The sequence below is a fragment of the Lysinibacillus sp. NPDC096418 genome (genome assembly GCF_044762775.1).
GTDB lineage: Bacteria > Bacillota > Bacilli > Bacillales_A > Planococcaceae > Lysinibacillus.
Genome location: NZ_JBIWEY010000026.1, coordinates 1 through 21,444, shown reverse-complemented (window position 1 = coordinate 21,444; position 21,444 = coordinate 1). Strand labels below are relative to the sequence as shown.

The window sequence follows — 21,444 nt, the reverse complement described above, 5'->3', positions numbered from 1 at the left end:
GGAAAACACATGGCGATTAAAAAGTACAAACCTACCTCTAATGGTCGTCGTAATATGACGTCATTAGACTTTGCGGAAATTACAACTAACAAGCCTGAGAAATCATTGCTTGCTCCAATTAAACGCAAAGCTGGTCGTAACAACCAAGGTAAAATCACTGTTCGTCATCATGGTGGTGGTCATAAGAAGCAATACCGTGTTATCGATTTCAAACGAATTAAAGATGGCATTCCGGCAAAAGTTGCTACTATTGAATATGATCCAAACCGTTCTGCGAATATCGCATTAATTAACTACGCTGATGGAGCAAAAGCTTACATCTTAGCACCTAAAGGTCTAGAAGTTGGTCAAACAATCGTTTCTGGTCCAGATGCTGACATTAAAGTTGGTAACGCATTACCATTAGCAAACATTCCAATGGGTACAACAATCCATAACATCGAGTTAAAACCTGGTAAAGGTGGCCAATTAGTACGTTCAGCTGGTACTTCAGCTCAAGTACTTGGTCGTGAAGATAAATACGTTATCGTACGTCTTCAATCAGGTGAAGTACGTTTAGTTCTTGCTACTTGTCGCGCTACAATCGGTCAAGTTGGTAACGAACAACACGAACTTGTAAACATCGGTAAAGCTGGTCGTTCTCGTTGGTTAGGTAAACGCCCAACAGTTCGTGGTTCTGTAATGAACCCTAACGATCACCCACACGGTGGTGGTGAAGGACGTTCTCCAATCGGACGTAAATCACCAATGACTCCTTGGGGTAAACCAGCACTTGGTTACAAAACTCGCAAGAAGAAAAACAAATCGGATAAATTCATCATCCGTAGTCGTAAAAAATAATGTGGTTAAACTACGGTTCTATGTGAGGACCGTGGTGGTATCACGAAGGGAGGCTCCTACATGGGTCGCAGCTTGAAAAAAGGACCTTTTGTCGACGACCACTTAATGAAAAAGGTGGAAGCACAAGAGGCTTCTGAGAAAAAACAAGTTATCAAGACTTGGTCTCGCCGTTCTACAATCTTCCCGAACTTCATCGGTTTAACGATTGCTGTATATGATGGACGTAAACATGTTCCTGTATACGTAACAGAAGATATGGTAGGCCACAAACTTGGTGAATTCGCACCGACTCGTACTTACAAAGGTCACGGTGCAGACGACAAGAAAACAAGACGCTAATTTTGAGAGGAGGTAAATCCTAATGACACAAGCTAAAGCTATCGCTCGCACAGTACGCATTGCTCCTCGTAAAGTTCGTCTAGTTGTAGACTTAATTCGAGGTAAGCAAGTTGGTGAAGCAGTTGCAATTTTACGTCATACTCCAAAAGCGGCGTCTCCAGTCGTTGAGAAAGTATTAAAATCTGCAGTTGCTAATGCTGAGCACAACTATGATCTTGACATCAATTCTTTAGTAGTTTCTGAAGTATTTGTTGATGAAGGTCCAACATTAAAACGTTTCCGTCCACGTGCACAAGGACGCGCAAGCGCTATTAACAAACGTACAAGCCACATTACTCTAGTGGTATCTGAAAAGAAGGAGGGTTAATCCATGGGTCAAAAAGTACATCCAATAGGACTACGCGTTGGTATTATTCGTGACTGGGAGTCAAAATGGTACGCTGAAAAAGACTATGCAACTCTACTTCACGAAGACATCAAAGTGCGTAAATATATTGAAACGGCTTTAAAGGACGCTTCAGTTTCTAAAGTAGAAATCGAACGTGCTGCAAACCGTGTAAACATTACAATTCACACTGCGAAACCAGGTATGGTAATCGGTAAAGGTGGTACTGAAGTTGAAAATCTTCGTAAATACCTTGGTCAATTAACTGGTAAACGTGTACACATCAACATTATCGAAATCAAACGTGCTGATCTTGATGCGAAATTAGTAGCAGAAAACATCGCTCGTCAATTAGAAAACCGTGTATCATTCCGTCGTGCGCAAAAGCAAGCGATCCAACGCACAATCCGTGCTGGTGCAAAAGGAATTAAAACACAAGTATCTGGTCGTTTAGGTGGCGCTGATATCGCGCGTGCTGAACACTATAGCGAAGGAACTGTACCACTTCATACTCTACGTGCTGACATCGACTATGCACACGCAGAAGCTGACACTACTTATGGTAAACTAGGCGTTAAAGTATGGATTTACCGTGGAGAAGTTCTTCCTACGAAGAAATCTGTGGAAGGAGGCAAATAATATGTTATTGCCTAAACGCGTAAAATACCGTCGTGAACACCGCGGAAACATGCGTGGCGAAGCGAAAGGCGGTAAAGAAGTATCTTTCGGCGAATGGGGCTTACAAGCTCAAACAGCTAGCTGGATCACTAACCGTCAAATCGAATCTGCACGTATCGCGATGACTCGTTACATGAAACGTGGCGGTAAAGTTTGGATTAAAATCTTCCCACACAAACCTTACACGAAAAAACCTCTAGAAGTCCGCATGGGTTCTGGTAAAGGTTCTCCTGAAGGTTGGGTAGCAGTAGTAAAACCAGGAAAAGTAATGTTCGAAATTGCTGGTGTATCTGAAGAGATCGCACGCGAAGCACTTCGTTTAGCATCACATAAGCTTCCTGTTAAATGTAAAATCGTAAAACGTCAAGAAACTGGTGGTGAATCTAATGAAAGCTAATGAAATCCGTGACCTTGCCACTTCTGAAATTGAATTAAAAGTGAAATCACTGAAAGAAGAGCTTTTCAACCTTCGCTTCCAATTGGCGACTGGTCAATTAGAAAACACAGCTCGTATCCGCGAAGTGCGTAAAGCAATCGCGCGTATGAAAACTGTTATTCGTGAAAGAGAAATCAGTGCAAATAACTGATAAAGGAGGTTTTCAAGTATGACTGAGCGTAATCAACGCAAAGTTTACACGGGCCGCGTAGTTTCAGATAAAATGGACAAAACTGTTACTGTTTTAGTTGAAACACACAAAAAGCACAAGCTTTACGGTAAACGTGTAAAATACTCTAAAAAGTTTAAAGCTCATGATGAGCAAAACCAAGCGAAAATCGGTGATATCGTACGTATCATGGAAACTCGCCCGCTATCAGCTACTAAACGATTCCGTCTAGTTGAAGTTGTAGAAAAAGCGGTTATTATTTAATAACTAATTCGGAACAACCAATGTCCGAAGGGAGGTAACCTAAGTGATCCAACAAGAAAGTCGTATGAAAGTTGCTGACAACTCAGGTGCACGTGAAGTTCTTACAATTAAAGTGCTTGGTGGTTCTGGCCGTAAAACTGCTAACATCGGCGATATCGTCGTTTGTACAGTTAAGAAAGCAACACCAGGTGGCGTTGTCAAGAAGGGTGACGTTGTTAAAGCTGTTATCGTTCGCACTAAATCAGGCGTTCGCCGTAAAGACGGTACTTACATCAAATTCGATGAGAATGCTTGTGTAATTATTCGTGATGATAAATCACCACGCGGAACTCGTATTTTCGGACCTGTTGCACGTGAATTACGTGACAGCAACTTCATGAAAATCGTTTCTCTAGCTCCAGAAGTTCTTTAATTTCATGACAGTGCCAATCAAGGAGGTGCGACAGCATGCATGTAAAAAAAGGTGACAAAGTTAAGGTTATCACTGGTAAAGATAAAGGCAAAGAAGGAGTAATCCTAGCCGCTTATCCAAAACAAGAACGTGTTCTTGTTGAAGGTGTAAACATCGTGAAAAAACACGTTAAACCTAACCAATTGAATCCACAAGGTGGGATTGTAAGCCAAGAGGCTGCAATTCACGTTTCGAACGTAATGCTAATCGATCCTAAATCTGGCGAGCCGACTCGTGTAGGTTATAAAATCGAAAACGGTAAAAAAGTTCGTATTGCAAAAAAATCAGGTGCAGTAATCGACTAACTAGTAAATAAGAGAAGGGAGGTACACACATGAGCCGCCTAAAAGAAAAATATTTAAATGAAGTTTCACCTGCTCTAATGAGCAAGTTCGAATATAAATCAGTTATGCAATTGCCGAAAGTTGACAAAATCGTAATCAACATGGGTGTTGGCGACGCTGTTCAAAACTCTAAAGCATTAGATACAGCTGTAGAAGAATTAGCAATTATCACTGGTCAAAAACCAGTAGTAACTAAAGCGAAAAAATCGATCGCTGGTTTCCGTTTACGTGAAGGTATGCCTATCGGTGCTAAAGTTACATTACGCGGTGAGCGTATGTATGAATTCTTGGACAAATTAATCTCAATCTCATTACCTCGTGTACGTGACTTCCGTGGTGTTTCTAAAAAAGCATTCGATGGTCGCGGTAACTATACTCTAGGTATTAAAGAACAATTAATTTTCCCAGAAATCGATTACGATAAAGTTTCAAAAGTACGCGGTATGGACATCGTGATCGTAACGACAGCGAACTCTGACGAAGAAGCTCGCGAGTTATTGACACAATTCGGTATGCCGTTCCAAAAGTAATCAAATAAGGAGGGCAAGAACGTGGCAAAAAAATCAATGATCGTTAAACAACAACGTAAGCAAAAGTTTAAAGTGCAAGAGTATACGCGCTGTGAACGCTGTGGCCGTCCACACTCTGTATATCGCAAATTCAAACTTTGCCGTATTTGTTTCCGAGAACTTGCATATAAGGGACAAATTCCTGGCGTGAAAAAAGCCAGCTGGTAATCCCCTAATTTGGGAAGGAGGTAAATGTAATGACAATGACTGATCCGATTGCAGACATGCTAACTCGCATTCGTAATGCGAACATGGTTCGTCACGAGAAGTTAGAAGTACCGGCTTCCAACGTGAAAAAAGAAATCGCTGAAATTTTAAAGCGTGAAGGTTTCGTACGTGACGTAGAATACGTGGAAGACAATAAGCAAGGAATTATCCGTATCTTCTTAAAATACGGTAAAGATAACGAGCGCGTTATCACTGGCTTAAAACGTATTTCTAAACCTGGACTACGTGTCTATGCAAAAACAAATGAAGTACCTAAAGTATTAAACGGTCTTGGTATCGCTTTAGTGTCTACTTCACAAGGTTTATTAACAGATAAAGAAGCTCGCGCTAAACAAGTTGGCGGCGAAGTTTTAGCATACGTTTGGTAATTAGCTATAAATGAATGGAGGTGCAACTAAATGTCTCGTGTAGGTAAAAAAATTATCGAGGTTCCAGCTAACGTAACTGTTACTGTTGCAGAAGGCAACACTGTTACTGTTAAAGGTCCAAAAGGCGAACTTGTTCGTTCTTTCCACCAAGATATGAAAATTGAGCAAGAAGGTAACGTGATTACTGTATCTCGTCCTTCTGAATCAAAAGAACACCGCACAAACCACGGTACAACTCGTGCGCTTTTAGCGAACATGATTACTGGTGTTTCTGCAGGTTTCGAAAAATCATTAGAACTTATCGGTGTCGGTTACCGTGCGCAATTACAAGGTAAAAAACTTGTTCTAAACGTAGGTTACTCTCATCCAGTTGAGTTCACACCTGAAGATGGTATTGAAGTAGAAGTTCCTTCTAACACAAAAATCATCGTTAAAGGTATCAGCAAGGAACGCGTTGGCGCTCTTGCATCTAACATCCGTGACGTACGTCCACCAGAGCCTTATAAAGGTAAAGGGATCCGTTACGAAGGCGAATACGTTCGTCGTAAAGAAGGTAAAACAGGTAAATAATGCTGCATAAGCATTAGAAAGGAGTGACCCTTATGATTACGAAACAGGATAAAAATCAAGTTCGTAAAAAACGTCATGCACGAGTACGTTCTAAAATCACGGGTACTGCTGAGCTTCCACGCTTAAACGTATTCCGTTCTAATAAGAACATCTATGCACAATTAATCGATGACGTAGCAGGCGTAACACTTGTTAGCGCTTCTTCTCAAGATAAATCTTTTGAAGGCGCAGGTAACAACGTGGAAGCTGCAACAAAAGTCGGTGAAGCAATCGCAAAACGCGCTGCTGAAAAGAACATTACTGCTATTGTCTTTGACCGTGGTGGTTACTTATATCATGGACGTGTAAAAGCTTTAGCTGAAGCTGCACGTGAGAATGGTTTAGAATTTTAATAAGAAGGAGGGACACATTTCATGAGTCGAATTGACGCAAACAAACTTGGAGAACTTGAAGAACGCGTAGTTACTATTAACCGTGTTGCAAAAGTTGTTAAAGGTGGACGTCGCTTCCGCTTCACAGCATTAGTTGTTGTTGGCGATAAAAACGGTCATGTAGGATTCGGTACTGGTAAAGCACAAGAGGTTCCAGATGCTATCCGCAAAGCTGTTGAAGATGCGAAGAAAAACTTAGTAGAAGTGCCACGTGTTGGTGGAACAACTCCACACTTAGTGCTTGGTCGCTTCGGTGCAGGAGAAATCCTAATCAAACCTGCTGCTCCTGGTACAGGAGTTATCGCTGGTGGTCCGGTTCGTGCCGTACTAGAACTTGCTGGTATTACTGATATTCTTTCAAAATCACTTGGTTCAAACACACCAATTAATATGGTGCGTGCGACAGTACAAGGTTTAACTGAATTAAAACGCGTAGAGGACGTAGCAAAATTACGTGGTAAATCAGTGGAAGAACTATTAGGATAAGGGGGGAAATATAATATGGCTAACAAATTAGAAATCACCCTTACAAAATCTGTGATTGGTTCAAAACCAGCACAGCGTAAAACAATCGAGGCTTTAGGCTTACGTAAATTAAACCAAACTGTTGAGAAAGCTGATAATGCAGCTACTCGCGGTATGATTAATGTCGTAGCACACTTAGTTACTGTAAAAGAAAACTAATTTTTAATTAACGAACAAGGAGGTGCCATCCAAAATGAAACTTCATGAGTTAAAACCAGCAGAAGGTTCGCGTAAAGTACGTAACCGCGTAGGTCGCGGTATCGGTTCTGGTAACGGTAAAACTGCAGGTAGAGGTCATAAAGGTCAAAACTCTCGTTCTGGCGGCGGTGTACGCCCTGGATTCGAAGGTGGTCAAAACCCTTTATTCCGTCGTTTACCGAAGCGTGGATTTACTAACATTAACCGTAAAGAATACGCGATCGTTAATCTTGACACATTAAACCGTTTCGAAGATGGTGCAGAAGTAACAACTGCATTATTATTAGAAACAGGTCTAGTGAGCAATGAAAAAGCTGGAATTAAAGTTCTTGGAAACGGAACTCTTAACAAAAAGCTTACAGTAAAAGCTCATAAATTCTCAGCTTCGGCTAAAGAAGCGATTGAGAATGCCGGCGGAACTACTGAGGTGATTTAATGTTTCAGACGATCTCTAACTTTATGCGTGTTCGAGATATACGAAATAAAATCATTTTCACTCTTTTAATGTTAATCGTTTTCCGTATTGGCACATTCGTACCAGTACCCAACGTTGACGCTGATGTATTAAAGGCAACTGATGAGTTCAATCTCGTTGGTTTCCTCAATACTTTTGGCGGTGGTGCTTTGTCAAACTTCTCGATCTTTGCGATGGGGATTATGCCTTACATCACGGCCTCAATTATTGTTCAATTATTGCAAATGGACGTAGTACCGAAGTTTGCTGAATGGGCAAAGCAAGGTGAAGTCGGAAGACGTAAACTTGCACAATTTACTCGCTACTTTACGATTATACTAGCTTTCATTCAATCATTTGCCATGTCATTTGGCTTTAACAAAATGTATGGTGGATCATTGATTAAAGAAGAAGGAATCCTAACTTATGTTACGATTTCAATCGTATTGACAGCTGGTACAGCATTTATTGTTTGGCTTGCTGAACAAATTACCGCGCATGGCGTTGGTAATGGTATTTCTATAGTTATCTTCGCAGGTATTGTTGCGGCATTACCGACAGCAGTCAATCAAACATATGCACAACAAATCGAGGATGCCGGTGACGCATTGTTTATTAACATTGTAGTCCTTGTATTGCTTGTTTTGATTTTACTTGCAGTTATTGTTGGCGTTATCTATGTGCAACAAGCACTACGAAAAATTCCAATTCAATATGCAAAACGAGTTACTGGACGTAACCAACAAACTGGTGGACAACAAACGCACTTGCCGTTAAAAGTAAATGCTGCAGGGGTTATTCCTGTAATCTTTGCATCAGCGTTTCTTGTGACACCTCAAGTGTTAGTTCCGTTCTTTGGTGAAAACAATGTAACTACATTCATTAAAAACACGTTCAATTATCAAGAGCCTGTTGGAATGGTAATTTATATTGCTTTGATCATCGCGTTCACATATTTCTATGCATTCGTTCAGGTGAATCCAGAAAATGTGGCAGATAACTTAAAAAAACAAGGTGCTTACATCCCAGGTATTCGCCCGGGTGAAAACACTCAAACGTATCTAACAAGCGTGTTATATCGTCTGACATTTGTCGGTGCGATTTTCTTAACTGTTATTGCTGTAATGCCGACTATCTTCATAAGCTATATGAAGTTACCTGCTTCAGTGCAAATCGGTGGTACTAGTATTATTATCGTAGTCGGCGTCGCGCTAGAAACGATGAAACAGCTAGAATCTCAACTTGTTAAACGTCACTACAAAGGCTTTATGAAATAATGTTGGTTTCAAGGGAACGTTATTCGTTTCCTGAGATCAACAAACCTTTTGTGGGGGGATTATTACCGTATGAATATCGTTTTAATGGGTCTGCCTGGTGCTGGTAAAGGGACACAAGCAGATAAAATTGTTGAGAAGTACGCAATTCCTCATATTTCTACAGGCGATATGTTCCGTGCCGCTATTAAAGATGGTACAGAACTAGGCTTACAAGCGAAATCATTTATGGATCAAGGTGCTCTAGTACCTGATGAAGTAACAATTGGTATCGTTGGTGAGCGACTTGCAAAAGCTGACTGTGAAAAGGGCTTCTTATTAGATGGGTTCCCACGTACAGTTCCACAAGCTGAAGCGTTAGATGGCATTCTTGCTAATCTTGGCAAAGCAATTGAACATACGTTAAATATCCAAGTTGATAAAGAAGAACTAATTGCACGTCTATCAGGTCGTCGCATTTGTAAAACTTGTGGTTCATCTTACCACTTAATTTTCAATCCTCCTGCTGAGGAAGGAAAATGTGATAAAGATGGCGGCGAGCTTTATACACGTGCTGATGATAATCCTGAAACTGTTGCAAATCGTTTGGAAGTAAATATGAATCAAGCACAACCTTTACTTGACTTCTATGAAGCAAAAGGTGTGTTAACAAATATTGATGGACAGCAAGATATTGATAAAGTATTTGCTGATCTTGACGCTCTACTACAGAGCAGCCGCAGCTGATACCCGGCTCCGGGCGCAGAATACTGCTTCCGCGGGAGGCATGCGGAAGCAACAACGAAACATAATTTTTTGAGAGTTGCAAAAGCATATTGTGCCTGGTATATATTTCTTTTAAATTGTACAACATTACATTTAAGAGAGTATAATGGGTTTCGTGGAAGCATCTGTGTAACGGGTATGAATTTCTCATCCAAGACATTCCGGTATTCGTGTAAACATGGGAGATACAGTGCCCTTACTGGTTCTGTCTATTCCGTGGATTGTGTGAAGCGAAACCAGACGAGCGTCTTTTAAACATCTCTCATACAATCCAAACATATGTTGAAACGAGGTTGCGTCTATAGTTGCAGCAGATATCCGTTTGATGTAACGATGAGAACTTTAATTTGCATATAGAGAGGAGAGACAGAGTAGATGGCGAAAGATGATGTAATTGAAGTCGAAGGGACAGTTGTTGAGACTTTGCCAAACGCGATGTTTAAGGTAGAATTAGAAAATGGACATGTGATTTTAGCACACGTATCTGGAAAGATTCGTATGCACTTTATCCGCATTCTACCTGGAGATAAGGTTACTATCGAGTTATCTCCTTACGATTTAACTCGCGGTCGTATCACATACCGTTTTAAATAATCTTTTGCGCTCCGGACTACTAAGGAGGTTAGGTTAGATGAAAGTGAGACCATCTGTGAAACCGATCTGCGAAAAATGTAAAGTAATTCGCCGACGCGGTAAAGTAATGGTAATCTGTGAAAATCCTAAACACAAACAAAAACAAGGTTGATTATAAAGGAGGTGCACAACGTACATGGCACGTATTTCTGGTGTTGACATTCCTCGCGATAAACGCGTTGTAATTTCATTAACTTACATTTACGGTATTGGTAAAACTTCAGCACAAAAAGTATTAGCTGATGCAGGTATCTCTGAAGATATCCGCGTACGCGACTTAACTGAAGATCAATTAAACCAAATCCGTGAACAATTAGACTCTTACAAACTTGAAGGTGACTTACGTCGCGAAACTTCATTAAATATCAAACGCTTGATGGAAATCGGTTGTAACCGTGGTATCCGTCACCGTCGTGGTTTACCTGTTCGTGGTCAAAATACGAAGAACAATGCGCGTACGCGTAAAGGTCCTCGTAAAACAGTTGCGAATAAGAAAAAATAATTAAGTAAAGGAGGTTCCTTCTTAACATGGCTCGTAAACAACAAACTCGTAAACGTCGTGTGAAAAAGAATATCGAATCTGGTATTGCACATATTCGTTCTACATTTAACAATACAATTGTAACGATTACAGATATGCAAGGTAATGCTGTTGCTTGGTCTAGTGCTGGTGCTTTAGGTTTCCGTGGTTCACGTAAATCTACTCCATTTGCTGCTCAAATGGCTGCAGAAACTGCTGCAAAAACATCTGTAGAGCATGGTCTGAAAACGTTAGAAGTAACTGTTAAAGGTCCTGGTGCTGGTCGTGAAGCTGCAATTCGTGCACTTCAAGGTGCTGGTCTAGAAGTAACTGCTATTAAAGACGTTACTCCAGTTCCTCATAATGGTTGCCGCCCACCTAAACGTCGTCGCGTGTAATGGGTGCGTCTCATATTGAATGAGAACATCATTTCTTGTACAGACTGTCTTGTGCAAATAAAAAACGATACGTCATTGACGATCGAATCTATGATGGAAAGAACCTATACATTCGATGTTTTGAAGGAGGGTAAATGAAATGATCGAAATTGAAAAACCAAAGATTGAAACGGTGGAGATCAGCGAAGATTCCAAATATGGAAAGTTTGTTGTAGAACCGCTTGAACGCGGATATGGAAACACTTTGGGTAATTCTTTACGTCGTATCCTTCTGTCTTCATTACCTGGTGCTGCTGTTACTTCAATTCAAATTGACGGTGTACTACACGAATTCTCAACTGTAGAAGGCGTAGTAGAAGATGTCGCTTCAATTATCTTGAACGTTAAAAAGCTTGCCCTTAAGATCTACTCTGACGAAGAAAAAGTTATTGAGATTGATGTTAAAGGTGATGGAACAGTTACGGCTGCTGACATTACACATGACAGTGACGTAGAAATTTTAAATCCAGATCTATATATTGCAACAATCGCTAAAAACGGTCATTTACGTATGCGTATGTACGCTCAACGCGGCCGTGGTTACACTCCTGCTGATCAAAACAAACGTGAGGATCTTCCTATCGGCGTGATCCCGATCGACTCTATTTACACTCCAGTATCACGCGTTAATTTCCAAGTGGAAAACACTCGTGTTGGTCAGTCTTCTGACTATGACAAACTATCGCTTGATGTGTGGACAGATGGAAGCATCGGTCCGAAAGAGGCGATTTCGCTCGGAGCAAAAATTTTAACCGAGCATCTTAACATCTTCGTTGGCATGACAGATGAGGCACAAACTGCTGAAATCATGGTCGAAAAAGAAGAAGATCAAAAAGAAAAAGTTTTAGAGATGACTATCGAAGAACTTGATCTTTCTGTTCGTTCTTATAACTGCTTAAAACGCGCTGGTATTAATACAGTACTAGAACTTGCGAATAAGTCAGAAGACGACATGATGAAAGTTCGTAACCTTGGACGTAAGTCACTTGAAGAGGTAAAAGCGAAGTTAGAAGAGCTTGGTTTAGGGTTACGCAAAGAAGACTAAGCGATTTAAACAAACTAGAAGATCAGATATTTTTTATAAAGGAGGGAAACATCCATGGGTTACAGAAAACTTGGTCGTACAAGTTCTCAACGTAAAGCGATGTTACGTGACTTAGCTACTGATTTAATCATCAACGAGCGTATCGAAACTACTGAGGCTCGCGCTAAAGAAGTACGTAAAGCAGTTGAAAAAATGATTACTTTAGGTAAGCGCGGAGATTTACATGCTCGCCGTCAAGCAGCAGCATTTATCCGCCGTGAACTAGTAACAACTACTGACGCAGAAGGTAACGAAACAACTTCATTTGCACTACAAAAGCTATTTGATGATGTTGCACCACGTTATGCAGAACGTCAAGGTGGTTACACTCGTATTCTTAAAGTAGGTCCTCGTCGTGGTGACGGTGCACCTGTAGTTGTGATTGAATTAGTTTAATCATAATAAGAAACAAGTGGTGAAGAGGGTGTCCGGTTCACCGGTTGAACTGCCACCCTCTTTTTATAATACAATCGATTTATACGACAAATAATTAAGCTGAGCGTTATGATGAGCGAACCTTTTAGGTGGCGTCTCGTTTAGCTCTCCGCACCTCATTCAAAAAGATCACGGGCTTGAGCACCTGTGCTTCTTGTAAATGTAACGACATGCGCATTTCTTCGAATGAGGTGCGCGCTTTTTTATTTTTTATAAAGTATATGTGAGTAAACATTGCGCCAATTGATGGTGCTTTTTTTTATACCAACATATTGATTGTGGTAGAATACATACATAAAACAGTGTAATTTAGTTAGTAGAGCTGAGGATGTAGAGAGGAGTTCGGGTGAATGGCTGAAATTTTATCGTTAAATAATGTAACGTTTTCATATACACCAGATGATGGTTCAAGTCGCAATGCAGTAGAGAATGTTAGCTTTTCTGTTCAAGAAGGCGAATGGATTGCAATTGTTGGTCATAATGGTTCTGGTAAATCTACAATTGCCAAGTTAATGAATGGCTTATTATTCCCTCAACAAGGGGATATACGTATATTGCAAGAAGTACTAAGTGAAGATAATTTATGGGAAAGTCGCTCACAGATGGGGATGGTGTTCCAAAATCCAGATAATCAATTTGTAGGGGCAACGGTACAAGATGATGTTGCCTTTGCTCTAGAAAATAACGGCGTACCATTTGAAGAAATGGTAAAGCGTGTTCATGCAGCACTTGATCAAGTAAAAATGGGTCAATTCTTAGATCATGAACCGCATCATCTATCTGGTGGACAAAAACAGCGAGTGGCTATTGCAGGCGCATTAGCATTGAAGCCTAAGCTTCTTATTTTAGATGAAGCTACTTCGATGTTAGATCCTCAAGGGCGTGAAGAAGTATTGCAAACCGTTCAGCAATTACGTATAGAGACAGGTTTAACTGTACTTTCAATTACGCATGATTTAGAAGAGGCGATGTTGGCTGACCGTATTTTATTCATGAATGATGGTAAAAAATTTGCTGAAGGCGCACCTGCTGAGATTTTTGCACTTGGCGATAAATTAGTAGAGCTTGGCCTTGATCTCCCATTTGCGATGAAACTAACGAAATTTTTACAAATTGAGGGTGTCCAATTAATGGGACAACATATGACAGAAGAAGAGTTGGTGAATGACCTATGGACATCAAACTTCAACAAGTAAGTTATGCGTATGCGCAAGGTACACCTTTCGAAAAACGCGCATTATTTGATGTTGGTTTTGAAATTCCTTCCCATACCTATCAAGCGATTATCGGACACACAGGTTCGGGGAAATCTACGATATTACAGCATTTCAATGCACTATTAAAGCCAACTTCAGGTGAAGTACATATTGGCGAACGCGTTATTGTAGCAGGTAAGAAGGCGAAAGAGTTAAAGTCAGTTCGTCAAAAGGTGGGTATTGTGTTTCAATTCCCAGAGCATCAGTTATTTGAAGAAACTGTATTAAAAGATATTATGTTTGGACCAATGAATTTTGGCGTTTCTGAAAATGATGCGGAGGCTAGGGCACGTGAGCTTGTGCGTTTAGTGGGCTTACCTGAAGATGTTCTTGAGAAATCTCCTTTTGATTTATCTGGTGGACAGATGCGTAGGGTTGCGATTGCTGGTGTACTAGCTATGGAACCTGAAGTTATTGTTTTAGATGAACCGACTGCTGGACTGGATCCGCGTGGACAAAAAGAAATTATGGACATGTTTTATGGGCTCCATAAGGAACGTGGCCTAACGACAATTCTTGTCACACATAGTATGGAAGATGCAGCTCGGTACGCAGATAATATCGTTATTATGCACGAGGGGAGAAATGTTTTAAGTGGTACACCGCGTGAGATTTTTAAAGATGTGGAGACATTGAAACAATTCCGATTAGAGCCACCACGTATTGTCCGTTTCCAACAAAAGATAGAAAAAATAATGAATGCACCATTATCGAAAGTTTGTCTAACAGAAGAAGAATTGGCAACTGAAATTGGACGCGCACTAAGAGAGGAGCGTGGACAGTCATGATGGAAAAAATGATTTTTGGACGTTTTTTACCTGGTGATTCGCCAGTTCATAGACTAGATCCTCGTTCAAAGCTGATTTTTGTTTTCGTATTCATCATCATTGTATTTTTAGCGAATAATACAACTACTTATGCGATGTTGCTAGCATTTACGTTACTCATAATTCTAGTGTCACGTATTCGTCTGTACTTTTTAATAAATGGTTTGAAGCCTGTGCTGTTTTTAATGGCATTTACCTTCTTGCTTCATATTTTTATGACTAGGGAAGGCGATTTATTGTTCCACTGGAAGTTTATCGAGGTTTATGAAGAGGGCGTCAGACAGGGGATATTCATCTCAGTTCGTTTCTTAGTGCTTGTATTCATGACATCGATTCTAACATTAACAACTTCACCAATTTCCATCACGGATGGTATTGAGGTACTGTTAAATCCTTTAAAAAAGATTAAGGTACCAGTGCATGAGCTTGCCTTGATGATGTCTATTTCATTACGTTTTATTCCAACATTAATGGATGAAACAGATAAAATTATGAAAGCACAAATGGCACGTGGTTCAGACTTATCGTCCGGACCGATAAAGGACCGCATTAAGGCTGTTGTCCCACTGTTAGTACCGCTATTTGTTAGTGCATTTAAACGCGCTGAAGATTTAGCAACTGCCATGGAAGTTCGTGGTTATCGTGGCGGAGAAGGACGTACGCGTTATCGTCAGTTAAAATGGGATTTGGGCGATACGTTAGCACTTGTATTACTTGCAGGTATTGCATTGTTGCTATTCTTCTATAGAAGTTAATTGAAGGAGCATATTAAATGCGTAGATTAAAAGCTATTATTAGTTATGATGGGACACAATTTTCCGGTTATCAGGTACAGCCGGGGGAACGTACAGTGCAGGCAGAGCTTGAGCGTGTACTTTCCATTATGCATAAAGGGAATCAGGTGAAAGTGGTTGCAAGTGGCCGTACAGATGCTAAGGTTCATGCTACAGGGCAATCGTTACATTTTGATACACCACTTGTCATTCCTGTAGAGAAGTACATGAAAGCATTGAATGTGCAATTACCGAAGGATATTCGTGTCCATGCTGTGGAGGAAGTCGCGGCTGATTTCCATGCACGGTATAGTGTGGTAGGCAAACGTTATCGCTATATCTGGTCTTGTGAGGCTGTACAAAGTCCTTTTCGACGACATTACACAGTAGAGACAAATGGCATTAAGCCAGACGTTTTAGCGATGCAGGAGGCAGCAAAGGCGATTATCGGTACGCATGACTTTTCGTGCTTCTGTGCGGCGAATACAAGTGTACAGGATAAAGTTCGTACAGTTAATGCGCTCGATTTTGAATGGCACGGCGAAGAGCTGCATATGGTCATTGAGGGCAACGGCTTTTTATATAATATGGTGCGTATTATTGCAGGAACTTTATGGGAAGTAGGAATAAACCGTCGAGATATAAAAAATGTTGAGACAGTGGTGGCATCGATGGACCGTGAAAAAGCAGGGAAAACCGCACCACCACAGGGTTTATACCTTGAAAAGGTGTTTTATTAACTCTTATACAACATCACCAGGTGTTTAATGAAATTGCTTGACTTTAAATCTCATTCATTATATGATAACAGATGGTATTTTCATTACCACCACAAGATAAGCCCCGAAACTTATAGTGTAGACTAATGAAAAATAACGGTAATCGAATCGATTAGGAGGATATATACATGCGTACAACATTCATGGCTAAAGGTCACGAAGTAGACCGTAAATGGTTAGTAGTTGATGCAGAAGGCCAAACTCTTGGACGTTTAGCTTCTGAAGTAGCTGCAATCTTACGTGGTAAACATAAACCAACATTCACACCAAACGTTGACACAGGTGATCACGTAATCATCATCAACGCTGACAAAATTCATTTAACAGGTAACAAATTACAAGGTAAACTTTACCGTCACCACACTCAATTTGCGGGTGGTTTAAAAACTCGTACAGCTGGTGAAATGTTAGATAAATACCCAACAAGAATGCTTGAATTAGCAATCAAAGGGATGCTTCCTAAAAACTCTTTAGGTCGTAAAATGTTCACTAAACTTAACGTTTATACTGGAACAGAACACCCACACGCTGCACAAAAACCAGAAGCATATGAGCTTCGCGGATAATATAAATTAAGAGGAGGATATTACTTTGGCACAAGTTCAATACATCGGCACTGGTCGCCGTAAAAGCTCTGTAGCACGCGTACGTTTAGTACCGGGTACAGGTAAAATTGTTATCAACAAACGTGAAATCGAAGAGTATGTACCATTCGCTGCACTACGTGAAGTAATCAAGCAACCATTAGTAGCTACTGAAACTACAGGAAGCTATGATATCCACGTAAACGTTAACGGTGGTGGATACACTGGTCAAGCTGGTGCTGTACGTCACGGTATCGCTCGTGCTCTACTTCAAGTAGACCCAGATTTCCGTGCTGCACTAAAATCTGCTGGATTACTTACTCGTGATTCACGCATGAAAGAACGTAAAAAACCAGGTCTACGCGGCGCTCGTCGTGCACCTCAGTTCTCAAAACGTTAATCTACGGATTTATTCGTTTCAAACTCCCAAGCTTATGCTTGGGAGTTTTTTTTGCTTTCAGGCATAGTTTCATTGTAGCGCTCGTACACTAGATGTAAAAGGGTGGTGTATGAGGGTGAAGCGCTGGCTTGCACTAGGTTTAATAATGCTTGTAAGTATTCTTGTTGTGGCTTATGAAACATATGCTTCTGACCGAAACTTTTTCTTACCTGACCCACTTGGCGGAGTTAAAATCGTCATTGATGCTGGGCATGGGGGGGAGGATGGAGGTGCTTCGAAAGGGGATGTGATTGAAAAAACGATAACCCTCGCTATTTCTCAACAGGTTGAGAAGGAGCTTAAGAGAAAGGGTGCAACAGTTATCATGACACGCACGAAAGACGGCGATGTAATGGCTGAGCATTCGTCTCCAGAAAGAGAAGGAACGCTAAGAGAGCGAAAAAGACAGGATATCTATTTACGGAAGGATATTGTAGACAAAGAACAACCTAATATTTTTATTACAATACATGCTAATGCAATTCCAGAAACAAAATGGCGTGGTGCGCAAGTTTTCTATCATAAAGACGGACATGCTGATGGGGAAATTTTGGCGAAAAGCATTCAACAAGCAATCCGTACGAACTTGCAAAATACAGAACGAGAGGCACTATCGATTAAGGAAGTATACTTGTTGAAAAAAGTGCAAGTACCTGCCGTTTTAGTGGAGACTGGTTTTATCAGTAATGACGAGGAACGTGCGTTATTAGTCGATAAAGACTACCAGAAAAAAATGGCGGATGCCATCGTGGAGGGCGTTGAAGAATATTTACTGTCAAAAATTGAATAGAGCAACTGCTACTATGTAAATTAAATCAGTATGATATACTAACATGGAGATAAAATAAGGGGAGTGTTCGTCGTGATAACTGAACTACAAGTACGAGAAATATTAGGACAACTACAAGATCCATTTTTACATAAACCATTATCAGAAACAGATGGCTTAATAGATGTTTCAATTAAAGAAGAAAAAAATCATGTTAGTGTTAAAGTTGCAATTGCAAAAACAAACACACCAGAACAAATGCAGCTTCAAATGAAAGTTGTTGAATTATTAAAGGAAGCAGGGGCGAACACTGTTGGTATACGTTTTGAAGAGCTATCAACAGAAAAACTACAAAGCTTCCGTGGTACAGCTACTGAAGCAGAAGCACAGGATATTTTATCACCGCTTAGCACAGTGCAAGTGGTTTCGATTGCTTCCGGAAAAGGTGGCGTAGGAAAATCTACGGTATCTGTTAACTTAGCTGTTGCTTTAGCGCGTCTAGGCAAAAAAGTGGGCTTAATCGATGCGGATATTTATGGTTTCAGTGTACCGGATATGATGGGTGTTACAGATATGCCGGTCGTAAAAGAAAATCGTATTTATCCAGTCGATCGCTTGGGAGTAAAAGTAATATCAATGGGCTTCTTTGTTGAAAATAATGCACCAATTGTTTGGCGTGGTCCCATGTTAGGGAAAGTATTGGACCAATTCTTCCGTGATGTGGAGTGGGGCGAGTTAGATTACTTACTATTAGATTTACCGCCAGGCACAGGGGATGTTGCGCTTGATATTCATCAAATGCTTCCATCGTCAAAAGAAATTGTTGTCACAACGCCACACCCAACAGCTGCTTTTGTAGCTGCTCGTGCAGGTGCAATGGCGCTACAAACTGACCATGAAATTTTGGGTGTCATCGAAAACATGGCTTGGTTCGAGTCTAAAACAGGTGAACGTGAATTTGTATTTGGTCAAGGTGGCGGACCAAAGTTAGCAGATGAGCTACGCACGGAAATGCTAGGGCAAATCCCACTAGGTCAACCAGATTGGTCAGCAGAGGATTTTGCACCTTCAGTGTATGCAGAAGAACATACAACAGGTCAAATTTACTTAGATATTGCATCGAAGGTTATTGCAAAATTAAATAAATAAGACAAAACGGGCTATCTCAAAAGTAATTGAGGCAGCCCGTTTTCTGTGTGAAAGCAATGGATACATCTTTTTATATAGATAAGCGAATAAATTGGTGACAAAATAAAATGGCTTATTACTTGCTCTTTTCGTCTTTTCCTGAACCGCTACCTTGAGCTTCACCGCTTGCTTCTTTTTTTTCACCTTCGCTTCCAGTTTCACCGCTCTTTTTAATGAGCTCTTGCCACTTTGTTTGCATCAGTGGACTTTCAATGGTTTCTTTCACAACTTCCTCCATTTGTTTGCGAAGGTTTGCTGATTTTAAAATTGTTTCTAACTGCTTTTGCATATCTGCTTGTCCAAAGAACGATTCTAAATCCTTTTGGAATGTAGGATCTTTCATTAATTCCTTCATAATATCTTGTTGCTGCTTTTGCATACTTTTCGCTACGGTCTCTTTAAACTTTGGATCCTCAAAGGTTTTTTTCCAAAATTCTTGTGCTTTTTCAGAAAGCAGCGTCTCCTCTGTAGCCTTTTTGACTTCATCATGCTCTAATACCAGTAGCTCACGGAAATCAGGTTCCTCTAAAAGTTTACGTAAAGCTTTTTTACCCTCCTCGGTTTGCAAAGAATCAACCATGATTTTTTTCACTTCATCGTAGGACATGGTAGTGGTTTTATCTTGAGCACAGGCAGAAAGAAAAAGGGTTAGGATCAGTAATAGGGTGAACTTTCGCATTGAACATCCGTCCTTTCTATAGATAAGCTCTTTCAATTATTGTTCACATTTATGATGACTTTATGTATTGATTGGCAAGAGAAATAGCTTTTTTGACAATCCATTGTTAAAATGAGAACAAAGAAATTGGAAAATTGGGGGACTTTAAGTCGTGACGATACGAAATTGGGCAAAGTTTTTCTTCTATGCAATGCTCGTTGGTGGTTTAGTCAACGGGGTTTTTAGTTTATTTATTCGTTGGGATTTCTTTCAACCTTACGTAACGAATGGACAATGGGGTGAATTTTTAGCAGGGTTTTTATGGATGATTTTTTTAGGGTTTACAATGAGCGTTATTGCACAGGCTGGCTTCTTTGCCTATTTAACGTTGCACCAAGTTGGCGTTAATATTTTTAAAACATTGACATTATGGAACTGGGTGCAGGTTGTATTAATAGCCGTTACACTTTTTGATATAGTGTTTTTCAGATTTGCACCAAGTGCAGACACAACACAAGATTGGTTATTTTACATAGGGCTTTTATTAGTATTAGTATTTGGATCAGTAGTAACAGCTATGCAAAAGGTGAAAATGACAGGGAAAAAACATGTATTAATTTCTGCTCTATTTTTCATGATTGTTATTACAACTTTAGAGTGGACAATCGCTTTAATGGGCCGTGATGCAAATATCGATGAATACATAGCGTTATTATTATTCCCATTACTTGCGGTTAATGCGTATCAATTATTAGTTTTACCGAAGTACAACGAAAAATCTGAAATAGATCGTCAAAAACTAGAAGAACGTCGTAAAGCACGCCGCGAACAAGCAAAGAATGCATAATATAAAAAAACTGCGCAAAGCTAAATTTGCGCAGTTTTTTTTAAGGGGATTTTTTCGACTGTATCGTATAGCCAAAAATATTCTCTTCTATAGAGATGAACTTATTTTTCTCTAATAACGTATTCAGTTTTTTAAAGGGAATCTTATTATTTTCATGTAATGAAATAAAAAGAAAATCACCTTTTTGTAAACTAGGGATAACGTTATTACCTTGCCAAATAATTGATGGAGAAAGTACATTCACTTGCTGTTGAAAAAGTGTTTTTTGTAAGCCTTGTGAATATTGATGATTACGTGTTGCAAACCATAGTGGCTTCGAAGTGAAATTTTTTTCATAAATAGCTAAGTCTTTTTTTAGCAAAGCAGAATCAAGAGGTTCTTTTTCAGAATCTGCAGGACCTAATAAACCAGTAGGAAGTTTTCTTTTTTGAATAATTTCCATATGTTTAGGTGAACGTTCTATCCAATCAGCGTCTAATAAAAGAAGCGGATAAGGTTCTTTGATTGTCGTAAGCCATTCTAAAAGCGGTTCATCTGAAAAAGAAATTTCGACAACAAGTGACGTCCCATAATGTCCTTTTGTGACAATAGCAGGCGAATCAGTAATACTAAATACGGATATCATGTTCGAATTTATAGGCTTGAAAAAGATAAACAATAATAGTGTTAAACACAGTAATAGCAAGGTTTTACGAACCATCTTAATACCCTCATTTCTTTTGATTTAAATACAAAAAATAATCTTCTTAAAAAAACTTATGATTTAGTGTTGACTTTAATGATTAAACGATGATATTATGTATAAGTCGCCAAGAGGTGACAAGCTAAACGAAACAAAATGAACCTTGAAAACTGAACAAGCAAAACGTAATCAATAACGTTTTAAGTAACTAACAACTAAGTTAGTGAACAAAACATAAGTAATAA

General features: G+C 39.9%; 36 protein-coding genes and 1 pseudogene. 35 read left to right on the top strand and 2 right to left on the bottom strand.

Going from position 1 to position 21,444, the window contains the following annotated elements; genetic code table 11:
* Positions 1-9: 9 nt before the first annotated feature.
* The 34 genes and pseudogenes from rplB to ACIQZG_RS17025 all read left to right on the top strand — a co-directional run bounded on the left by rplB (position 10) and on the right by ACIQZG_RS17025 (position 18,973).
* Entirely contained in the window at positions 10-840 is an 831-nt protein-coding gene (gene rplB / locus ACIQZG_RS17190) for a 50S ribosomal protein L2 (protein ID WP_402756700.1), read from the top strand.
* A gap of 60 nt (positions 841-900) precedes the next feature.
* Complete coding sequence (gene rpsS / locus ACIQZG_RS17185) at positions 901-1,179, top strand: 30S ribosomal protein S19 (protein ID WP_004233637.1); 279 nt, start codon at positions 901-903, stop codon at positions 1,177-1,179.
* Positions 1,180-1,201: 22 nt separating this feature from the next.
* Positions 1,202-1,546 carry a 50S ribosomal protein L22 gene (gene rplV, locus ACIQZG_RS17180; protein WP_004233639.1) on the top strand — a complete coding sequence of 115 codons (345 nt, stop codon included), beginning with the start codon at positions 1,202-1,204 and terminating at the stop codon, positions 1,544-1,546.
* A gap of 3 nt (positions 1,547-1,549) precedes the next feature.
* Complete coding sequence (gene rpsC, locus ACIQZG_RS17175) at positions 1,550-2,203, top strand: 30S ribosomal protein S3 (protein ID WP_402756699.1); 654 nt, start codon at positions 1,550-1,552, stop codon at positions 2,201-2,203.
* A 1-nt stretch (position 2,204) separates the two neighbouring features.
* A complete protein-coding gene (rplP, locus tag ACIQZG_RS17170; RefSeq protein ID WP_010860599.1) occupies positions 2,205-2,639 on the top strand; it encodes a 50S ribosomal protein L16 in 435 nt (144 codons plus the stop codon).
* Positions 2,629-2,829, top strand: coding sequence for a 50S ribosomal protein L29 (gene rpmC, locus ACIQZG_RS17165; protein ID WP_004233646.1), 201 nt, complete (start codon positions 2,629-2,631; stop codon positions 2,827-2,829). Before rplP ends, rpmC begins: the two co-directional genes overlap by 11 nt.
* An 18-nt stretch (positions 2,830-2,847) precedes the next feature.
* Positions 2,848-3,111, top strand: a complete 264-nt coding sequence (gene rpsQ / locus ACIQZG_RS17160; RefSeq protein WP_008181723.1) for a 30S ribosomal protein S17 — start codon at positions 2,848-2,850, stop codon at positions 3,109-3,111.
* 43 nt (positions 3,112-3,154) lie between these two features.
* Positions 3,155-3,523 carry a 50S ribosomal protein L14 gene (gene rplN, locus ACIQZG_RS17155; protein WP_004233650.1) on the top strand — a complete coding sequence of 123 codons (369 nt, stop codon included), beginning with the start codon at positions 3,155-3,157 and terminating at the stop codon, positions 3,521-3,523.
* Positions 3,524-3,558: 35 nt separating this feature from the next.
* Positions 3,559-3,867, top strand: a complete 309-nt coding sequence (rplX, locus tag ACIQZG_RS17150; protein ID WP_402756698.1) for a 50S ribosomal protein L24 — start codon at positions 3,559-3,561, stop codon at positions 3,865-3,867.
* 29 nt (positions 3,868-3,896) lie between these two features.
* A complete protein-coding gene (gene rplE / locus ACIQZG_RS17145) occupies positions 3,897-4,436 on the top strand; it encodes a 50S ribosomal protein L5 (protein WP_402756697.1) in 540 nt (179 codons plus the stop codon).
* A 21-nt stretch (positions 4,437-4,457) separates the two neighbouring features.
* Positions 4,458-4,643 carry a type Z 30S ribosomal protein S14 gene (locus ACIQZG_RS17140; RefSeq protein WP_004233656.1) on the top strand — a complete coding sequence of 62 codons (186 nt, stop codon included), beginning with the start codon at positions 4,458-4,460 and terminating at the stop codon, positions 4,641-4,643.
* Positions 4,644-4,672: 29 nt separating this feature from the next.
* Positions 4,673-5,071 (top strand): 30S ribosomal protein S8, encoded by a 399-nt coding sequence (gene rpsH, locus ACIQZG_RS17135; protein ID WP_008181717.1) that lies wholly within the window; start codon positions 4,673-4,675, stop codon positions 5,069-5,071.
* Between the two features lie 30 nt (positions 5,072-5,101).
* Positions 5,102-5,641, top strand: a complete 540-nt coding sequence (gene rplF, locus ACIQZG_RS17130; protein ID WP_402756696.1) for a 50S ribosomal protein L6 — start codon at positions 5,102-5,104, stop codon at positions 5,639-5,641.
* Between the two features lie 32 nt (positions 5,642-5,673).
* A complete protein-coding gene (rplR, locus tag ACIQZG_RS17125) occupies positions 5,674-6,033 on the top strand; it encodes a 50S ribosomal protein L18 (protein ID WP_402756695.1) in 360 nt (119 codons plus the stop codon).
* A gap of 21 nt (positions 6,034-6,054) precedes the next feature.
* Positions 6,055-6,558 carry a 30S ribosomal protein S5 gene (rpsE, locus tag ACIQZG_RS17120; RefSeq protein WP_402756694.1) on the top strand — a complete coding sequence of 168 codons (504 nt, stop codon included), beginning with the start codon at positions 6,055-6,057 and terminating at the stop codon, positions 6,556-6,558.
* Between the two features lie 15 nt (positions 6,559-6,573).
* Entirely contained in the window at positions 6,574-6,756 is a 183-nt protein-coding gene (gene rpmD, locus ACIQZG_RS17115; RefSeq protein ID WP_402756693.1) for a 50S ribosomal protein L30, read from the top strand.
* 34 nt (positions 6,757-6,790) lie between these two features.
* On the top strand, positions 6,791-7,231 hold the full coding sequence (rplO, locus tag ACIQZG_RS17110; protein ID WP_010860592.1) for a 50S ribosomal protein L15: 441 nt from the start codon (positions 6,791-6,793) through the stop codon (positions 7,229-7,231).
* Positions 7,231-8,526, top strand: coding sequence for a preprotein translocase subunit SecY (gene secY, locus ACIQZG_RS17105; protein ID WP_402756692.1), 1,296 nt, complete (start codon positions 7,231-7,233; stop codon positions 8,524-8,526). The genes rplO and secY overlap by 1 nt, the downstream gene beginning before the upstream one ends.
* Positions 8,527-8,595: 69 nt before the next feature.
* Entirely contained in the window at positions 8,596-9,249 is a 654-nt protein-coding gene (locus tag ACIQZG_RS17100) for an adenylate kinase (RefSeq protein WP_402756691.1), read from the top strand.
* A 248-nt stretch (positions 9,250-9,497) separates the two neighbouring features.
* A pseudogene (locus tag ACIQZG_RS17095) lies at positions 9,498-9,575 on the top strand (type I methionyl aminopeptidase); the annotation flags it as partial.
* 88 nt (positions 9,576-9,663) lie between these two features.
* Positions 9,664-9,882, top strand: coding sequence for a translation initiation factor IF-1 (gene infA / locus ACIQZG_RS17090; protein WP_004233690.1), 219 nt, complete (start codon positions 9,664-9,666; stop codon positions 9,880-9,882).
* A gap of 37 nt (positions 9,883-9,919) precedes the next feature.
* Positions 9,920-10,033 (top strand): 50S ribosomal protein L36, encoded by a 114-nt coding sequence (gene rpmJ / locus ACIQZG_RS17085; RefSeq protein WP_000868344.1) that lies wholly within the window; start codon positions 9,920-9,922, stop codon positions 10,031-10,033.
* Positions 10,034-10,057: 24 nt separating this feature from the next.
* The gene (gene rpsM / locus ACIQZG_RS17080; protein WP_402756690.1) at positions 10,058-10,423 is read left to right on the top strand and encodes a 30S ribosomal protein S13; all 366 of its coding nucleotides are present in this window, start codon (positions 10,058-10,060) and stop codon (positions 10,421-10,423) included.
* Positions 10,424-10,449: 26 nt separating this feature from the next.
* A complete protein-coding gene (gene rpsK / locus ACIQZG_RS17075) occupies positions 10,450-10,839 on the top strand; it encodes a 30S ribosomal protein S11 (protein ID WP_402756689.1) in 390 nt (129 codons plus the stop codon).
* Positions 10,840-10,978: 139 nt separating this feature from the next.
* Entirely contained in the window at positions 10,979-11,923 is a 945-nt protein-coding gene (locus ACIQZG_RS17070; RefSeq protein ID WP_004233733.1) for a DNA-directed RNA polymerase subunit alpha, read from the top strand.
* 54 nt (positions 11,924-11,977) lie between these two features.
* Positions 11,978-12,358, top strand: a complete 381-nt coding sequence (rplQ, locus tag ACIQZG_RS17065) for a 50S ribosomal protein L17 (RefSeq protein WP_012296051.1) — start codon at positions 11,978-11,980, stop codon at positions 12,356-12,358.
* Between the two features lie 389 nt (positions 12,359-12,747).
* Positions 12,748-13,593, top strand: a complete 846-nt coding sequence (locus tag ACIQZG_RS17060) for an energy-coupling factor ABC transporter ATP-binding protein (RefSeq protein WP_402756688.1) — start codon at positions 12,748-12,750, stop codon at positions 13,591-13,593.
* Complete coding sequence (locus tag ACIQZG_RS17055; protein ID WP_402756687.1) at positions 13,569-14,441, top strand: energy-coupling factor ABC transporter ATP-binding protein; 873 nt, start codon at positions 13,569-13,571, stop codon at positions 14,439-14,441. Before ACIQZG_RS17060 ends, ACIQZG_RS17055 begins: the two co-directional genes overlap by 25 nt.
* On the top strand, positions 14,438-15,235 hold the full coding sequence (locus ACIQZG_RS17050) for an energy-coupling factor transporter transmembrane component T family protein (RefSeq protein WP_402756686.1): 798 nt from the start codon (positions 14,438-14,440) through the stop codon (positions 15,233-15,235). Before ACIQZG_RS17055 ends, ACIQZG_RS17050 begins: the two co-directional genes overlap by 4 nt.
* A gap of 17 nt (positions 15,236-15,252) precedes the next feature.
* Complete coding sequence (gene truA, locus ACIQZG_RS17045; protein WP_402756685.1) at positions 15,253-15,993, top strand: tRNA pseudouridine(38-40) synthase TruA; 741 nt, start codon at positions 15,253-15,255, stop codon at positions 15,991-15,993.
* Positions 15,994-16,160: 167 nt separating this feature from the next.
* The gene (rplM, locus tag ACIQZG_RS17040) at positions 16,161-16,598 is read left to right on the top strand and encodes a 50S ribosomal protein L13 (RefSeq protein WP_402756684.1); all 438 of its coding nucleotides are present in this window, start codon (positions 16,161-16,163) and stop codon (positions 16,596-16,598) included.
* A gap of 25 nt (positions 16,599-16,623) precedes the next feature.
* Positions 16,624-17,016, top strand: a complete 393-nt coding sequence (gene rpsI, locus ACIQZG_RS17035; protein ID WP_004233744.1) for a 30S ribosomal protein S9 — start codon at positions 16,624-16,626, stop codon at positions 17,014-17,016.
* Between the two features lie 115 nt (positions 17,017-17,131).
* Positions 17,132-17,845 carry an N-acetylmuramoyl-L-alanine amidase gene (locus tag ACIQZG_RS17030; RefSeq protein WP_402756683.1) on the top strand — a complete coding sequence of 238 codons (714 nt, stop codon included), beginning with the start codon at positions 17,132-17,134 and terminating at the stop codon, positions 17,843-17,845.
* 72 nt (positions 17,846-17,917) lie between these two features.
* Positions 17,918-18,973 (top strand): P-loop NTPase, encoded by a 1,056-nt coding sequence (locus tag ACIQZG_RS17025; protein WP_402756682.1) that lies wholly within the window; start codon positions 17,918-17,920, stop codon positions 18,971-18,973.
* 115 nt (positions 18,974-19,088) lie between these two features.
* On the opposite strand, the gene gerD is transcribed toward ACIQZG_RS17025, so the two are convergent.
* A complete protein-coding gene (gene gerD, locus ACIQZG_RS17020; protein ID WP_402756681.1) occupies positions 19,089-19,691 on the bottom strand; it encodes a spore germination lipoprotein GerD in 603 nt (200 codons plus the stop codon).
* 151 nt (positions 19,692-19,842) lie between these two features.
* Here gerD and ACIQZG_RS17015 point away from each other — a divergent pair, with 151 nt between their 5' ends.
* Positions 19,843-20,517 carry a KinB-signaling pathway activation protein gene (locus ACIQZG_RS17015; protein WP_402756679.1) on the top strand — a complete coding sequence of 225 codons (675 nt, stop codon included), beginning with the start codon at positions 19,843-19,845 and terminating at the stop codon, positions 20,515-20,517.
* A 40-nt stretch (positions 20,518-20,557) separates the two neighbouring features.
* Here the strand turns inward: ACIQZG_RS17015 and ACIQZG_RS17010 are convergent, their stop codons facing one another.
* Complete coding sequence (locus ACIQZG_RS17010; protein ID WP_402756678.1) at positions 20,558-21,217, bottom strand: hypothetical protein; 660 nt, start codon at positions 21,215-21,217, stop codon at positions 20,558-20,560.
* Positions 21,218-21,444 lie beyond the last annotated feature (227 nt).

Coding starts and splice junctions, on each gene's coding strand:
- rplB (WP_402756700.1), top strand. CDS start 10: ATGGCGATTAAAAAGTACAAACCTACCTCTAATGGTCGTCGTAATATG.
- rpsS (WP_004233637.1), top strand. CDS start 901: ATGGGTCGCAGCTTGAAAAAAGGACCTTTTGTCGACGACCACTTAATG.
- rplV (WP_004233639.1), top strand. CDS start 1,202: ATGACACAAGCTAAAGCTATCGCTCGCACAGTACGCATTGCTCCTCGT.
- rpsC (WP_402756699.1), top strand. CDS start 1,550: ATGGGTCAAAAAGTACATCCAATAGGACTACGCGTTGGTATTATTCGT.
- rplP (WP_010860599.1), top strand. CDS start 2,205: ATGTTATTGCCTAAACGCGTAAAATACCGTCGTGAACACCGCGGAAAC.
- rpmC (WP_004233646.1), top strand. CDS start 2,629: ATGAAAGCTAATGAAATCCGTGACCTTGCCACTTCTGAAATTGAATTA.
- rpsQ (WP_008181723.1), top strand. CDS start 2,848: ATGACTGAGCGTAATCAACGCAAAGTTTACACGGGCCGCGTAGTTTCA.
- rplX (WP_402756698.1), top strand. CDS start 3,559: ATGCATGTAAAAAAAGGTGACAAAGTTAAGGTTATCACTGGTAAAGAT.
- rplE (WP_402756697.1), top strand. CDS start 3,897: ATGAGCCGCCTAAAAGAAAAATATTTAAATGAAGTTTCACCTGCTCTA.
- rpsH (WP_008181717.1), top strand. CDS start 4,673: ATGACAATGACTGATCCGATTGCAGACATGCTAACTCGCATTCGTAAT.
- rplF (WP_402756696.1), top strand. CDS start 5,102: ATGTCTCGTGTAGGTAAAAAAATTATCGAGGTTCCAGCTAACGTAACT.
- rplR (WP_402756695.1), top strand. CDS start 5,674: ATGATTACGAAACAGGATAAAAATCAAGTTCGTAAAAAACGTCATGCA.
- rpsE (WP_402756694.1), top strand. CDS start 6,055: ATGAGTCGAATTGACGCAAACAAACTTGGAGAACTTGAAGAACGCGTA.
- rpmD (WP_402756693.1), top strand. CDS start 6,574: ATGGCTAACAAATTAGAAATCACCCTTACAAAATCTGTGATTGGTTCA.
- rplO (WP_010860592.1), top strand. CDS start 6,791: ATGAAACTTCATGAGTTAAAACCAGCAGAAGGTTCGCGTAAAGTACGT.
- secY (WP_402756692.1), top strand. CDS start 7,231: ATGTTTCAGACGATCTCTAACTTTATGCGTGTTCGAGATATACGAAAT.
- ACIQZG_RS17100 (WP_402756691.1), top strand. CDS start 8,596: ATGAATATCGTTTTAATGGGTCTGCCTGGTGCTGGTAAAGGGACACAA.
- infA (WP_004233690.1), top strand. CDS start 9,664: ATGGCGAAAGATGATGTAATTGAAGTCGAAGGGACAGTTGTTGAGACT.
- rpmJ (WP_000868344.1), top strand. CDS start 9,920: ATGAAAGTGAGACCATCTGTGAAACCGATCTGCGAAAAATGTAAAGTA.
- rpsM (WP_402756690.1), top strand. CDS start 10,058: ATGGCACGTATTTCTGGTGTTGACATTCCTCGCGATAAACGCGTTGTA.
- rpsK (WP_402756689.1), top strand. CDS start 10,450: ATGGCTCGTAAACAACAAACTCGTAAACGTCGTGTGAAAAAGAATATC.
- ACIQZG_RS17070 (WP_004233733.1), top strand. CDS start 10,979: ATGATCGAAATTGAAAAACCAAAGATTGAAACGGTGGAGATCAGCGAA.
- rplQ (WP_012296051.1), top strand. CDS start 11,978: ATGGGTTACAGAAAACTTGGTCGTACAAGTTCTCAACGTAAAGCGATG.
- ACIQZG_RS17060 (WP_402756688.1), top strand. CDS start 12,748: ATGGCTGAAATTTTATCGTTAAATAATGTAACGTTTTCATATACACCA.
- ACIQZG_RS17055 (WP_402756687.1), top strand. CDS start 13,569: ATGGACATCAAACTTCAACAAGTAAGTTATGCGTATGCGCAAGGTACA.
- ACIQZG_RS17050 (WP_402756686.1), top strand. CDS start 14,438: ATGATGGAAAAAATGATTTTTGGACGTTTTTTACCTGGTGATTCGCCA.
- truA (WP_402756685.1), top strand. CDS start 15,253: ATGCGTAGATTAAAAGCTATTATTAGTTATGATGGGACACAATTTTCC.
- rplM (WP_402756684.1), top strand. CDS start 16,161: ATGCGTACAACATTCATGGCTAAAGGTCACGAAGTAGACCGTAAATGG.
- gerD (WP_402756681.1), bottom strand. CDS start 19,691: ATGCGAAAGTTCACCCTATTACTGATCCTAACCCTTTTTCTTTCTGCC.
- ACIQZG_RS17010 (WP_402756678.1), bottom strand. CDS start 21,217: ATGGTTCGTAAAACCTTGCTATTACTGTGTTTAACACTATTATTGTTT.